The sequence below is a fragment of the Desulfomicrobium salsuginis genome (genome assembly GCF_054657795.1).
On record NZ_BAAHYA010000002.1, the window covers coordinates 91008 to 103827 of the forward strand.

Below are 12820 nucleotides of genomic sequence, written 5' to 3' on the forward strand. Positions count from 1 at the left end.
TCCGCCTCAGGGCGCCGGGATGCGGCCTTCGTACCAGGCGTCGAAGAGATGGCGGGAGATGGTTTCGGACGCGGGCAGGGCCAGCACGCCGGATTCGAGCAGGGCCGGAATCTCGGCGCGTGCGAACCAGCGCGCGTCTTCGAGTTCCTCGTCGTTCAGGCGGATGCGGGTGGAGGTCGCCCTGGCGTGGAACCCGAGCATCAGGGAGTTCGAGAATGGCCAGGGCTGGGAGCAGAAATAGCGGATGTCCGTGACGTGGATGCCCGTTTCCTCCAGGACCTCGCGCATGACGGTGTCCTCGGCGCTTTCGCCGGGTTCCACGTAGCCGGACACGGCCGAATAGACCCGCGGCTTCCACCCGGCCTGCCGCCCGAGCAGGCATCGGTCCCCGTTTTCGTCCTCGTGGCGGACCAGCACGATCATGGCTGGGTTGACGCGCGGGTAGTGCTCCATGCCGCAGGCCGGGTTGGTGCAGGCCTGGGCCAGGGAGAATGGACGGGGCGTCGTGGGGTGGCCGCACAGGCTGCAGAAGCGGGCCTGGTTGTGCCAGGACGCCACGGAGCGGGCATAGCCCAGCAGGGCCGTCATATGCGGCTCAAGGGACGCCGCCCGGGGCCGCAGCGGTTGGAAGACGCCGAGGCCCGAGATGCAGTGGGCGGTGCGTTCGGGCAGGCGGTCGATGCTCACGGCGAAATAGCTTGTCTCGCCGTCGTCGCCCAGGAGCAGGGTCTCCAGGCGGATGCAGTCGCATCCTTCGAGCATGCGCGCGGACAGGAGCAACGGCTCGCCGAGGCGGTCGTCGAAGAGGATCTCGTCACCCCTGACGATGATGTAGGCTTCGCGCCCGCTTGGGGCGGTGTCTGCGGCGGGGCGGGCGGGCTTGCGGTTCAGGATCAGTCCCGAGAAGGCGTTGCGGGCGGAGCGGCTGTAATGGTCCATGAGGCTTCTTCACTGTGTTTGCGTTGGGCGCGGTGCGTTGCGTGCAGCCGTTGTGCCTTGCTTTGGAACCTGCGGCAATAGGTGCAGTGGCGGCAGACCTCCTCCGTCAGTTCGCCCCGCGCAAAGCCCTGGCGCATGGCGCGGGCCCGCGGCGCGGCCAGGATGTCGTCCAGGGGGGCTTCGTGCAGGTTGCCCAAGGCCAGGCGGCCTTCGGCGTCCAGGCAGCAGGGGCAGACCGTGCCGTCGGCCAGGATGGCGCAATGCGTTGACAGGGCGTGGCAGAAGCCTTGCGCCTGTGCCTCGCCGGTCAGGTCGCCCGGCCAGTCGAAGACCGTGTCGGCGTGGAGGTAGACGCGCCCCGTCAGGCGCAGGCTCTTGCGTCCGGCGGTCGGCGCGGGGAGGGCGATGCCCAGGCGCTGCGCGACGCGGTCCAGGACGGGCGCGTTGAAGTCGCCCAGCATGGGGTCATGCCGGTCGTCCAGGGTCCAGAGCCTGAGATTGATGTAGAGTTCGGGCCGCTGCCGCATCGCCTGCAGGCAGAAGGAAAGGATGCGCTCCAGGGCGTCCCGGTCGAAACCGTCAGAGGTCCGCAGGGCCTGCAGGGAGAAGTTGACCTGACGCAGGGCCGGGGCCGCCAGCAGGAGTTCGCCCCGTCGGTCCAGCAGAAGGCCGTTGGTGGTCAGGTTGACCTCGATGTCGGCCGCGGCGCTTCGTCCCATGATCTCGGGGAACTGGGGGTGCAGGAGGGGTTCGCCCAGGACGTGCAGGCAGATCTGGCCGGTCAGCGGGGCGACCTGCTCCAGGACGCGCCCGAAGAAGGCTGGCGCCATGAACGCGGCGGCGCGCTGTGTGCCCGGGCAGAAACTGCAGCGCAGGTTGCAGACGTTGGTGATTTCCACATAGACGCGCTGCAGGCGTCCGGACGCCGTCAACCCTGCCCCTCCTCTTCGCCCGGAGCCGGGACAAGCGGTAGGGAGAAGTGGAATTCGCTGCCCTGGCCCGGTTCGGAAATCAGGCACACGCTCGAACCCATCAGGCGCAGCAGGCGCTTGACGATGGCCAGTCCCATGCCCGTCCCGCCGAACTCCCGGTTTGCGGCCATGTCGGCCTGGGTGAAGGGTTCGAAAATGGCGGCCAGCTTGTCGTCGGCGATGCCCACGCCGGTGTCGCTGATCGCGAAATGCACAATGCCGCGTCCCGCGCCGTTGCGCAGGGGCAGCATGGAAATTTCCACGCGGACGGAGCCGTGCTGCGTGAACTTCAGGGAGTTGCCGACGAGGTTGAAGAGGACCTGCCGGATGCGGCGGACGTCGCCGGTCAGTTTCTCCGGCACGTCGGGGCCCGTGGTCACGGTCAGCGTGAGGCCCTTGCGCTGCGCCTCCTCCTGGAGGGAGTTGCGGATGGGCTGGATGAGTTCTGCGGTCACGAAGGGATGCGAAACGAGGCAGAGCGTCCCTGTATCCATGGCCGAAAGATCGAGCACGTCCTGCAGGATGGTCAGCAGCCCCCGGCTGGAGTCGATGGCCATGGCGATGAAATCGCTTGCGTCCTCGAGCTTGACGTCGCGGATGACCTGCAGGGAGCCGAGGATGCCGTTCAGCGGCGTGCGGATTTCGTGGCTCATGACGGCCAGGAACTCGGACTTGGCCGTGCTCGCCGCCTCGGCGGCCTCCTTGGCCTTGAGCAATTCCTCTTCGACGAGCTTCTGCCTGGTGATGTCCACGAAGGACTCGATGAGCACCGGCCTGCCGCCGATCTCGGTCCGGATGGCCGATTTGAGGATGTGGAAGGGCCTGCCCGAGGCGTCCTTGAGGTGCACCTCGCTGCCGATGAGGCGGATGCCCTTGTCCAGCACGGGACACGTGCCGTTGCAGGCGCTGCAGATGTGATCCTGGCAGCTTGAGCCGACCAGTTCCTCGGCCGTGCGGCCCGTCATGTCCATGAGCTTGGGGTTGATGTAGCTCACCCGCCGTTCTTCGGTGTCCACCACGGCGATGCCGACCTGCAGGTTGTCGAGGATGAGGCGCAGGCGCTCTTCGTCGCGCCGCAGCTTTTCCTGGGCCTGCACGCGCTCGGTCACGTCCTCCATGATGGCCAGGGTGCGGCCGTCCTCGAGGCGTCTGGCCTGCATTTCGAAAAGCCGCATCGACCCGTCCTTGCACGTCACGGGCCCCAGGGTTCCAGGGCCTTCGATGCCTTTGAGGCGATGGGCATAGATCCTGAGCATCTCCGTCCTGAGCGGGATTTCGGGGAAGGCCCTGCGGAACCAGCTGTTGCGGGTGCCGACGTCGCGCAGTTCGTACCCCGTCAGGGCGGTGAAGGCAGGGTTGACCAGGCTGACCCTGTTGTCGGGCTGGATGACCATGAGGCCCATGGGCAGCCGCTGGATCAGGGTGTCGAGCATGTCCAGATGGACGCGCGTTTCCTTGTGCGAGACGTTCAGGTCGTCGATGTGCATGCGGTAGAAACGGCGGATGATTCCCGAGGCCGGAATCAGAAAGCTCAGAAAGAGCAGGGCGGCAACGGAGCCGATCAGCGCGTGCGTGGCGTTGATGCGCGAGAGGTCGCGGATCTCCATGTCGGCGCAGCTCAGGTACGGTTTCCCTGTCGGGCTGGTTTCGTAAAGGCAGGTGGTCCGGAAAGCGCCCCACTCGTCCTTGTAGGACACTGAGGCGTCCGTGCCGTCGCGCAGGGCCGCGAAGAATTCCGGCGGCGCCTCCTCGTACGGGCAGAAGTACCAGACCTTGCGTTCCTTGGCCTCTTCCTCGGTCACGGTCGGGGCGGAGAAGAAGAGGGCGCCATCCTTCATGACGAGGGTGTAGACGTAGATCAGCTCGTTGGCCTTGGCGAAGGCGTTGAACCTTTCGCGGTTGGCCATCTCCTCGTCGAAGCCGATGGAGCTGTTGTCCACCGCCCGGTCGTGAAAGTCCGGGGCCAGGAGGAGCTTGAGGCTACGTGCGGCGGCGTTCAGCCGCAGGTCCGTCGCCTGCAGGGTCTTGTCGTTTTCGAAGCGGGTCCAGGCCATCGTCATGGCCGCGATGACGGCGATATAGACGGCGAGCAGCAGGAAGGACCGGAGGAAAAGTGAGCGGTATCGTGCGTCTTTCATGGCATGGGCGTCGTATCCGGATGTGAGATGTCGAAACGGTGATATTCGGTCATACCCGTCCTGCGCTTCCAAGGCAATGTCGGACGCCATATAATGGGAAACTTCCGGTCGGGTTGCGTCATACCGCCGCGTGACGGCCCGGAAATGCAGAAAGCCCCCGCTGCGGCGAGGGCTTTCTGTCGTCTGCGCCTAGAGCGAGTAGAGTTCCTCGCCCGAAAGGACGCGCACGTTGTTCTTCTGCAGCACCTCGATGGCCTGGTCCGTGCGGTCGAAGCGGAAGATGAGGATGGCGTTGCGGCCGCTCTGGGTGACGAAGGCGTACATGTACTCGACGTTGACGCCGCCGGCGTTGAGCATCTCCAGGATGGCGTGCAGCCCGCCGGGCTTGTCGCCGACCTCCGCGGCCACGACGTTGGTGCGGCCCACGGTGAAGCCTTTGGCCTTCAGGGCCTCCTTGGCCTTCTCGTTGTCCGTGACGATGAGGCGCAGGATGCCGAAGTCGGAGGTGTCGGCCAGGGACAGGGCGCGGATATTGATCTGGTTCTCGGCCAGGGTCTTGGTCACTTCGGCCAGGCGGCCGGCCCTGTTTTCCAGAAACACGGAAATCTGTTCAACTTTCATGAGTCCTCCCGGGAGGGGCTGCGGGCGCGGGCGGCCGCGCCGAACGGTTGATTACGCGTTGCGCAGGTCGATGATGCGCTTGGCCTTGCCCTCGGAACGTTCGATGCTCCTCGGCTCGGACAGGGTCACCTTGGCGGTGACGCCGAGAAATTCCTTGATATTCTTTTGTATCTTGGCTTCGATACGCTGTAAATGCTTGATCTCGTCCGAGAACATCTTTTCGTCCACCTCGACCTTGACCTCGAGCATGTCGAGGCTGCCCTCGCGGGTCAGGATGAGTTGGTAGTGCGGGGCTACGCCCTGCGTTTCGAGCAGGATGGTCTCGATCTGCTGCGGGAACACGTTCACGCCGCGGATGATGAGCATGTCGTCGCTGCGGCCCTGGATGCGGGCGATGCGCCGGTGGGTGCGGCCGCAGCGGCAGGGGATGGCGTCGATGCGCGTGATGTCGCGGGTGCGGTAGCGGATCAGGGGCTGGGCCTCCTTGGTCAGGGTGGTGATGACCAGTTCGCCCGTCACGCCCAGGGGCAGCTGTTCGCCCGTCTCGGGGTCGATGATCTCGATGAGGAAGTGGTCCTCCCAGATGTGCAGGCCGTCTTGGGCGTCGCAGCACTCCATGCCCACGCCGGGACCCATGATCTCCGACAGGCCGTAGATGTCCAGGGCCTTGATCCTGAGCTTGGACTCGATGTCGGCGCGCATCTTTTCGCTCCAGGGCTCGGCGCCGAAGATGCCGGTGTGGAGCTTCAGGTCGTCGATGCTCATGCCCGCGGCGATGATGGATTCGTAGAGGAACAGGGCGTAGGACGGCGTGCTGCAGAGGATGGTCGAGCCGAAGTCGCGCATGAGCATGACCTGGCGCCGCGTGCCGCCGCCGGAGATGGGCAGGATGGTCGCGCCCAGGCGCTCCACGCCATAATGCATGCCAAGCCCGCCGGTGAAGAGGCCGTAGCCGTAGGCGTTGTGCACGATGTCGCGGCGGCTGGCCCCGGCGCACATGAGCGAGCGGGCCATGAGCTCGGCCCAGGTGTTCACGTCGCGCTGGGTGTAGCCCACCACCGTGGCCTTGCCCGTGGTGCCCGAGGAGGCGTGCACGCGCACGACGTTGTCCCGGGGCACGGCGAAGAGGCCGAAGGGGTAGTTGTTGCGGAGGTCCTGCTTCTCGGTGAAGGGCAGGTACTTGAGATCGCTCAGGGAGCGGATCTGCTCGGGCAGCAGGTTCATCTCGTTGAATCTGTTCTGGTAGAAGGGCACGTTGTAGTAGACCTTCTCGACCAGGGACTTGAGCCGGCGCAGCTGCAGGGCTTCCAGGTCCTCCCGCGGCATGGTTTCGTTGGACACGTCGAACAGCATGGCTGAACCTCCAGGTGAAAAAAATGAAAAAGCCGTGAACATGGGGCTGTTCACGGCGGCTGAAATCGTCTGCGCGCTGCGCGCTACACCGTGGCCCCTTCCCGGAAGGGGCCGGTAAATATCGGGAAACGCATTGAATCGACAATAGATTGCATGGCTGTCCTATGCCTTGGCCGGCCATGTTCGTCAAGGTTTGACTCATTGCCCTGTGGCGGGTTTTGGCGTAGACAATGCGCCTTTGAGCCTTACATCACAACGAACGGAGAATGATACGCAATATGGAAGATAAGATAGGTCAGATCGCGACCTGGCTCGCGGACAAGAAGGGCACGGCCATCAGGGCCCTGGACGTGCGCGGCATCTCACCCCTGACCGAGGCCATGGTTTTCGTCACGGCCCGCTCGGCCAGACACGCCCAGGCCCTGGCCGACGAGATCATGCAGCGCCTCGGGGAGAAGAAGTGGGAATTTTTCGGCGTCGAGGGGCTGCAGGCCGGACAGTGGGTCTTGGTCGACTGCAACGACGTCATCGTGCATATTTTCCAGGACGAGACGCGCTCTCTCTACAATGTCGAAGGACTCTACTCCAAGGCCGCGGACTTCGAGCTGCCCGAGGCCGTCCTGAACGGAGAAAAATGATGAAGAAGCCCTGCGTGCTCCTGATCCTCGACGGGTGGGGAAAGGCCGCGCCCGGACCGGGCAACGCCGTGAGCCTGGCGCGGACCCCGAACATGGACCGCCTCCTGGCCGAACATCCCGGCGGGCAACTGAAGTGCATGGGGCGCGACGTGGGCCTGCCCGACGGCCAGATGGGCAACTCCGAGGTCGGGCACCTGAACCTAGGGGCCGGGCGCATCGTCTATCAGGACATCATGCGCATCAACCTGGCCATCGAGGACGGCTCCCTGGCCGTCAACCCCGTGCTCGTGAACCTGGCCCGGGCCGCGGCGGCCGGTTCGGGGCGCGTGCACCTCATGGGCCTGGTCTCCGACGGCGGCGTGCACAGCATGCAGAGCCATCTGGTGGCCCTCGTCTCGGCCCTGAAGGGGCACGGCGTGGCGGACCTCTGCGTGCACGCCTTCCTGGACGGCCGCGACACGCCCCCGCGCAGCGGGCTGGGCTACGTCGAGGAACTGGAGGGCGATCTGGCGCGCCTGGGTGCGGGCCGCATCGTCTCCGTCTCGGGCCGCTACTACGCCATGGACCGCGACCAGCGCTGGGACCGGGTCGAGCTGGCCTACGCGGCCCTGACCGAAGGGCGTGGGCTGACGGCGGAAAGCGCGGCCCAGGCCGTACGCGACGCCTACGAGAACGGCGAGAACGACGAATTCGTCAAGCCGCGGGTGGTGCTGAAGGACGGACATCCTGCGGGTCTGGTGCAGGACGGGGACGCGGTGCTCTTTTTCAACTTCCGGGCCGATCGCGCCCGCGAGCTGACCCGGGCCCTGACCGAGGAGGCCTTCACCGGGTTCGACCGGCCGCGCAAGCCCGTCCTGTCGGGTTTTGTGACCATGACCCGCTACGACAAGAATTTTGACCTGCCCGCGCTTTTCCCGCCCGTCACCCTGGATCGCATCCTGGGTGAGGTGGTGTCCGAGCGGGGGCTGACCCAGCTGCGCACGGCCGAGACCGAAAAATACGCCCACGTGACGTATTTCTTCAACGGCGGGCAGGAGACGCCCTTTTCCGGCGAGGACCGCGAGTTGCTGCCGTCGCCCAAGGACGTGCCGACCTACGACTTCAAGCCCGAGATGAGCGTCTTCAAGGTTACGGACACCCTGGTGGCCGCCCTGGAGGCCGGGAAGTACGACCTGGTGGTCTGCAATTTCGCCAACCTGGACATGGTCGGCCACACCGGGGTCATCCCGGCGGCGGTCAAGGCCGTGGAGGCCGTGGACCAGTGCCTGGGTCGGGTCATGGAGACCGTGGCCAAGGCCGGCGGGACGCTCCTGGTCACGGCGGACCACGGCAACGCCGAGGACATGCTCGACGAGAACGGCAACGCCAAGACCTCCCACAGCCTCAACCCCGTGCCCTTCATCTACGTGGGGCAGGGGAGCTACCGTGTCCGGGACGGGCGGCTGGCCGACGTGGCCCCGACCATCCTGCACATCATGGGCATCCCCAAGCCCGTCCAGATGACGGGCGAGAGCCTCCTCGTCCAGCTGTGACGACGAGGGCGCAAGGCGCCCGCACACCAGAGCACCCAACGAGAAAACGCCGGTCCGACCGGCGTTTTTCATTCCTCCCAGGGGCCGTGGAAGACGCCCGGCATGTCGGTGCGCTCGAAGCCGTGGGCCCCGAAGTAGTCGCGCTGGGCCTGGATCAGGTTGGCCGGCAGGCGGGCGCTGCGCAGGCTGTCGTAATAGGCCAGGGACGCGGCCAGGCCCGGAGTCGGGACGCCGAAGCCCGCGGCCTGGGACACGGTCCTGCGCAGGGCCGCCTGGCCGGAGGCCACGTGGGCGTCGAAAGCGCCTGACAGCAGGATGTTGTGCGCGTCGGAACGGGCGGGGGAATCGTGGACGAGATCGTCCAGGAAGGCCGCGCGGATGATGCACCCCTCCCGCCAGACGCGGGCGATTTCCGAGGTGTCGAGGCCGAAGCCCCAGGCTTCCTCGGCGGCCCGGATCAGGGCGAAGCCCTGGGCGTAGGCGGCCAAGGTGGCCAGGAAGAGGGCCCGGCCCAGGCATTCGCGGTCGGCAGGGGGCGGGGTTTCGCGCGGTCCTGGCAGCAGGGGCGCGGCCATGCGGCGCAGGTCCCGCAGGTTCGAGAGCATGCGCGCCTCCACGGCGGCGGTGATGGTCGGCACGGGCACGCCCAGGGTCAGGGCGCTGCGGCTCGTCCACAAGCCCGTGCCCTTGCTGCCGGCGGTGTCGGTGATGACGTCGAGGATGGGGGCGTCGGTCAGCGCGTCGCGGCGGGCGAGAATGTCCGCCGTGATCTCCAGCAGAAAGGACGCCTGGCTGCCCGCGTTCCACTCGTCGAAGACCTCCGACTGGGCCCGGGCCTCCATGCCGTGCCCGCGCAGGAGCAGATCGTGGGCTTCGGCCAGAAGCTGCATGACGCCGTACTCGATGCCGTTGTGGACCATCTTGACGAAATGTCCGGCCCCGTCGCGCCCCATATAGCCCGTGCAGGGCCGGCCGTCGCCGGCCTTTGCCGCGATGGCCGCGAGCATGGGCACGACGCGCTCCCAGGCCTGGCGCGGCCCGCCGGGCATGATGCTCGGGCCGAGCAGCGCCCCTTTCTCCCCGCCCGACACGCCTACCCCCAGGAAGGACACGCCCTTGTCCCGCAGCCGCAGAACGCGCGCCGCCGTGTCCTCGAAATGCGAGTTGCCGCCGTCCATGACGATGTCGCCGGGTTCGAGCCAGGGCAGCAGTTCGTCCAGCAGGTCGTCGACGGCGCTGCCGGCCTTGACCATGAGAAAGACTGTCCGGGGCTTTTTGAGGGAGGCCGCCAGGGCCTTGAGGTCCATGGCTGCTATGATGGGCGCGCCCTGTGCCGGGCCGGCCATGAATGCCTCGGTTTTCTCCCATGTGCGGTTGTAGACTGTCACGCCCAGGCCGTGCCGGGCCATGTTCAGGGCCAGGTTCTGGCCCATGACGGCCAGACCGACGACGGCGATGTCGTTATCGTACATTGCGGGCCCCCGGATGAGCGGGTTTGAGGGAATGCTGATGCCTCGACGTTACAGCCTTGCGCCGCTCGCGGCAAGGCGAGGGCGGCATGTCCCGCGTTCCGTCTCCGAGGTCAGCCTTCCAGGGGAATGTAGGCCTCGGGGGTGAAGCGCGGCGTGCAGACGGCCACGAAGATCAGGTCGGCGTGTCCTGTGTTGGCGATGCGCTGCCTGCACCCCGACGGGATGAGAACCACATCGCCCGGTCCCACGGGGTGCGGCGGCAGGTCGCCCATTTCGACCAACCCGTGTCCTTCGAGGACGAGATAGCGTTCCACCGTGTCTCGCAGGGCGTGCCAGGCCGTGGTGCGGCCCGGTTCCACGCGGGCCCGGGCCATGGACACGGCGGTGTCGTGTTCGCCGTTGGACAGTTCCGTGATGAAGCAGCCCTCGTGGAAGAAGTACTCGCGCGCGGGGTGGTGGTGCAGGACAAGGGGCCGCATGCTCATCTCAGGATGAAGCCCAGGATCTTCAAGTCCTTGGCCCAGGGCTTCCAGGGGCCGCTCTGGAACGCGGCGCGCATGGTCTTGGGGTTGAAGAGGACCTTGGCGTCCAGATCCAGGTGGCATTTGCGGTCGAAGTTGGTGTGGCTGAAGCGCAGGGTCCAGGTTCCGTCGGGGTTGGGGCAGGCTTCCTCCACGTACCCGAGGTGGCCCGTGGTCATGCTGTGCCCTTTTTCGGAGCCGATGACCATGATGGAGCCCGCCTTGGGCACGGACGAGGTGTTCTTGTTCTTGCGCGCGCATTCGAACCACTCGATGGGTCCCGTGTCGCCCAGGCGGCAGGTCATGATCCCGCTGCGGCAGCGGGCGTAGGGGATGCATTGGGGTTCGCAGCGGCCCGTGACGGTCTTGCCCTTCTTGTTTTTGACGGCCTTTCCGGGTCGCAGCTTGAAGCAGCCGGCGCGGTCCTTGTCCGGCGTCACGGACTCGCATTCCAGGCATGTCCCGTCCGTGGCGGGTTGCTGCACGCCGGTGCGGCTGTCCGTTTGCGGTGCGGACGGGGCAGTCGCGTTCTGCGGGGGAAGAGGGGCCTCCTGCGCAGCGGCCGGCGGGGTGGGGGCCGCGGGCTGGGCCGGTCCGGGCGCGGATTTGGAGCAGGCGGTCAGGGCCAGGAAGGTCAGGGTCAGCAATATGAAGGTCGCGTTGGGTCGGCGGCGCATCCGATTCTCCTTGAGGGTGCAGTGGTGATTGTCCGGGCCCTGTAGTGTCTGGGGGCAGGCTGCGTCAATCGTGCGGGACGGTTGAGCCGAAATGGAAAGGTATGAACGAAGTTCATGGCGCTCTGTTTCCCAAAAGCTGTTTATGGCCTTGCGTAAGTCTTCCGGGGCGTCGCTGTGATCCATGCGCACCAGGTGACGGCTTTGCTTTTCTTGCGGTGGCACATCCTTGACGGGAGCGAGTTTACCATTATAAATATTTCGTGCAGCACGAATATTGTAAGGAGAGCATGATATGGCAGCTATGGGACATGCTTCGCAGGTTAAGGTTGTTGGTCTTAACGGACAGATATCTTTAGGAAAACAGTATGCGGGCCGACAGGTGTTGGTGGAAGAACGCGAGCCTGGTGTTTGGCTTGTGCGGACCGCCACGGTCATTCCGGATAACGAATGCTGGTTGCATGAGCCGCAGGCGGCTTCTGATCTGCAAACGGCCTTGTCATGGTCCATCACCCATTCTGCATCGGATGCCGATTCTGAAGAAACGCTCAGGCAGCTTGCACACGATGAGTAGCCGCGAAGGGCGAGTCCGCCTCGATCTCAACAACCCGGTCTTTCAAGAGCAACTGCTCGCGTTACAGAAAGCGGAACGCCACGCAGCTCTTGATACCCTGAACAAGATTCGTCAGCTGACGTGGAACCAAGTGTACCGCGATCCAGGTCTGAAGTGGGAAAAGATTACGAGCATAAGACCGCCTAAAGGCATAGATGCGCTCTATTCAATGCGCATCACGCAGGCTCGCCGCGCTACAGCGTATCGTGACGGCGAGTTTATGCGGTTTCTGACCATCGCTCCGGACCATGATGCGGCATATGGAAAGAAATAGTGCCCACGCCGACACAATAAGTGGACGTCATCCCCGCGAAGGCGGGGATTCACGTTTTTGGGAACGAGGAAGTGTGCTTTTCGGGAAGCACGTTACTTTCGGGTCCGAGTTGAACTGGTTATGATGGTGAGTGAAATGGCTTGTGTAATTATTATCTTGTCAGATTAATAACTAAGAGTTAATTATTTCCATGTCCATCACGTACAGCAAGCAGGCGCTCAAATATCTTCGTAAAATGCCTAGGGCTAGGGCCGAGGACATCATGTCGGCGGTGCGCGAGATCGATGCGGACAGATCGACCTTCAAGGGGGACCTGATCAGGATGACCAATAGCCCATATCATCGTTTGCGGGTCGGAGAGTACCGGGCCATTCTCGATATCGATGACGGGAAGCTCGTCGTGCTCGTGCTCAAGATAGGAACCAGAGGAGATGTGTACAAATGAACGTCCAGATCATTGAAAACAAGTCGGGAAACCCCGCCTACGCCGTGGTTCCGTGGGACGAGTATCGGGTAATGGTGGATCGTCTCGAAGAACTCCAGGATATTGTCGATGCCGACAAGGCTATGGCGGACATCGACGACGGCGGGGAGACCTATCCTTCCGAACTTGTTGAGCGGTTGGTGCGCGGGGACAATCCGGTCAGGGTCTGGCGCGAGCATCGCGGCATGACGACCGCGGCCTTGGCTGCCGCGGCGGGGGTCACGTCTTCGGCGATTTCGCAGATTGAAGGTGGTAAGCGGGGTTTGTCCGTGGAGTTGCTGAAGAGGCTGGCGGAGGTGTTGCGGGTGGGTATGGATGATCTTGTTGACTGATTGCAACTCCGCTTGCACAAATTTCGGTTACCTGCGGGATCGTCGGTGGCCAACCCGAAGCCTCCAAGGAGATCAAAATCTAAGGGGGCTTCAAGTTTTGGGACGCAGGAAAGTTTACGTGATGTTGCCCGCCGGAGGCATTCTTCCTGGGAGTCGCGATCCGTCGCGGGCCGGGCAAGGGCTGTCGGAACTTCCTCGCGGGCCTCGTAATGCTTCCCGGCCTTGAGTTTTGGGCAGAGAGCGGCGCGTTGAGCGTTT

At 64.7% G+C, this 12820-nt stretch carries 14 protein-coding genes; 6 read left to right on the top strand and 8 right to left on the bottom strand.

What is annotated here, in order from left to right; translation table 11 throughout:
• Positions 1 to 6 precede the first annotated feature (6 nt).
• The 5 genes from nudC to ACYQ3G_RS07660 all read right to left on the bottom strand — a co-directional run bounded on the left by nudC (position 7) and on the right by ACYQ3G_RS07660 (position 6022).
• Complete coding sequence (gene nudC / locus ACYQ3G_RS07640) at positions 7 to 939, bottom strand: NAD(+) diphosphatase (RefSeq protein WP_459824390.1); 933 nt, start codon at positions 937 to 939, stop codon at positions 7 to 9.
• Complete coding sequence (locus ACYQ3G_RS07645) at positions 894 to 1871, bottom strand: radical SAM/SPASM domain-containing protein (RefSeq protein ID WP_459824393.1); 978 nt, start codon at positions 1869 to 1871, stop codon at positions 894 to 896. Before ACYQ3G_RS07645 ends, nudC begins: the two co-directional genes overlap by 46 nt.
• Complete coding sequence (locus tag ACYQ3G_RS07650) at positions 1868 to 4048, bottom strand: ATP-binding protein (RefSeq protein ID WP_459824395.1); 2181 nt, start codon at positions 4046 to 4048, stop codon at positions 1868 to 1870. The genes ACYQ3G_RS07645 and ACYQ3G_RS07650 overlap by 4 nt, the downstream gene beginning before the upstream one ends.
• 189 nt (positions 4049 to 4237) lie before the next feature.
• Positions 4238 to 4669, bottom strand: coding sequence for an ACT domain-containing protein (locus ACYQ3G_RS07655; protein WP_028577425.1), 432 nt, complete (start codon positions 4667 to 4669; stop codon positions 4238 to 4240).
• A gap of 51 nt (positions 4670 to 4720) precedes the next feature.
• Positions 4721 to 6022 (bottom strand): phenylacetate--CoA ligase family protein, encoded by a 1302-nt coding sequence (locus ACYQ3G_RS07660; protein WP_459824398.1) that lies wholly within the window; start codon positions 6020 to 6022, stop codon positions 4721 to 4723.
• A 278-nt stretch (positions 6023 to 6300) separates the two neighbouring features.
• Here ACYQ3G_RS07660 and rsfS point away from each other — a divergent pair, with 278 nt between their 5' ends.
• Together rsfS and gpmI are read left to right on the top strand one after the other, a co-directional pair.
• Positions 6301 to 6660, top strand: a complete 360-nt coding sequence (gene rsfS / locus ACYQ3G_RS07665; RefSeq protein ID WP_459824401.1) for a ribosome silencing factor — start codon at positions 6301 to 6303, stop codon at positions 6658 to 6660.
• Positions 6657 to 8192, top strand: coding sequence for a 2,3-bisphosphoglycerate-independent phosphoglycerate mutase (gene gpmI / locus ACYQ3G_RS07670; RefSeq protein WP_459824403.1), 1536 nt, complete (start codon positions 6657 to 6659; stop codon positions 8190 to 8192). Before rsfS ends, gpmI begins: the two co-directional genes overlap by 4 nt.
• Before the next feature lie 68 nt (positions 8193 to 8260).
• On the opposite strand, the gene gndA is transcribed toward gpmI, so the two are convergent.
• The 3 genes from gndA to ACYQ3G_RS07685 all read right to left on the bottom strand — a co-directional run bounded on the left by gndA (position 8261) and on the right by ACYQ3G_RS07685 (position 10862).
• On the bottom strand, positions 8261 to 9664 hold the full coding sequence (gene gndA / locus ACYQ3G_RS07675; RefSeq protein WP_459824405.1) for an NADP-dependent phosphogluconate dehydrogenase: 1404 nt from the start codon (positions 9662 to 9664) through the stop codon (positions 8261 to 8263).
• Positions 9665 to 9774: 110 nt separating this feature from the next.
• Complete coding sequence (locus ACYQ3G_RS07680; protein ID WP_459824406.1) at positions 9775 to 10143, bottom strand: cupin domain-containing protein; 369 nt, start codon at positions 10141 to 10143, stop codon at positions 9775 to 9777.
• Between the two features lie 2 nt (positions 10144 to 10145).
• The gene (locus ACYQ3G_RS07685; protein ID WP_459824409.1) at positions 10146 to 10862 is read right to left on the bottom strand and encodes a CHAP domain-containing protein; all 717 of its coding nucleotides are present in this window, start codon (positions 10860 to 10862) and stop codon (positions 10146 to 10148) included.
• Positions 10863 to 11154: 292 nt separating this feature from the next.
• On the opposite strand from ACYQ3G_RS07685, the gene ACYQ3G_RS07690 reads away from it, so the two are divergent.
• From ACYQ3G_RS07690 to ACYQ3G_RS07705, 4 genes are all read left to right on the top strand, one after another.
• On the top strand, positions 11155 to 11433 hold the full coding sequence (locus ACYQ3G_RS07690) for a hypothetical protein (RefSeq protein WP_459824411.1): 279 nt from the start codon (positions 11155 to 11157) through the stop codon (positions 11431 to 11433).
• Positions 11426 to 11746 carry a hypothetical protein gene (locus ACYQ3G_RS07695; RefSeq protein WP_459824414.1) on the top strand — a complete coding sequence of 107 codons (321 nt, stop codon included), beginning with the start codon at positions 11426 to 11428 and terminating at the stop codon, positions 11744 to 11746. The genes ACYQ3G_RS07690 and ACYQ3G_RS07695 overlap by 8 nt, the downstream gene beginning before the upstream one ends.
• A gap of 190 nt (positions 11747 to 11936) precedes the next feature.
• Positions 11937 to 12191, top strand: coding sequence for a type II toxin-antitoxin system RelE family toxin (locus ACYQ3G_RS07700; RefSeq protein WP_459824416.1), 255 nt, complete (start codon positions 11937 to 11939; stop codon positions 12189 to 12191).
• On the top strand, positions 12188 to 12562 hold the full coding sequence (locus tag ACYQ3G_RS07705) for a helix-turn-helix domain-containing protein (protein ID WP_459824418.1): 375 nt from the start codon (positions 12188 to 12190) through the stop codon (positions 12560 to 12562). The genes ACYQ3G_RS07700 and ACYQ3G_RS07705 overlap by 4 nt, the downstream gene beginning before the upstream one ends.
• Positions 12563 to 12820: the final 258 nt, after the last annotated feature.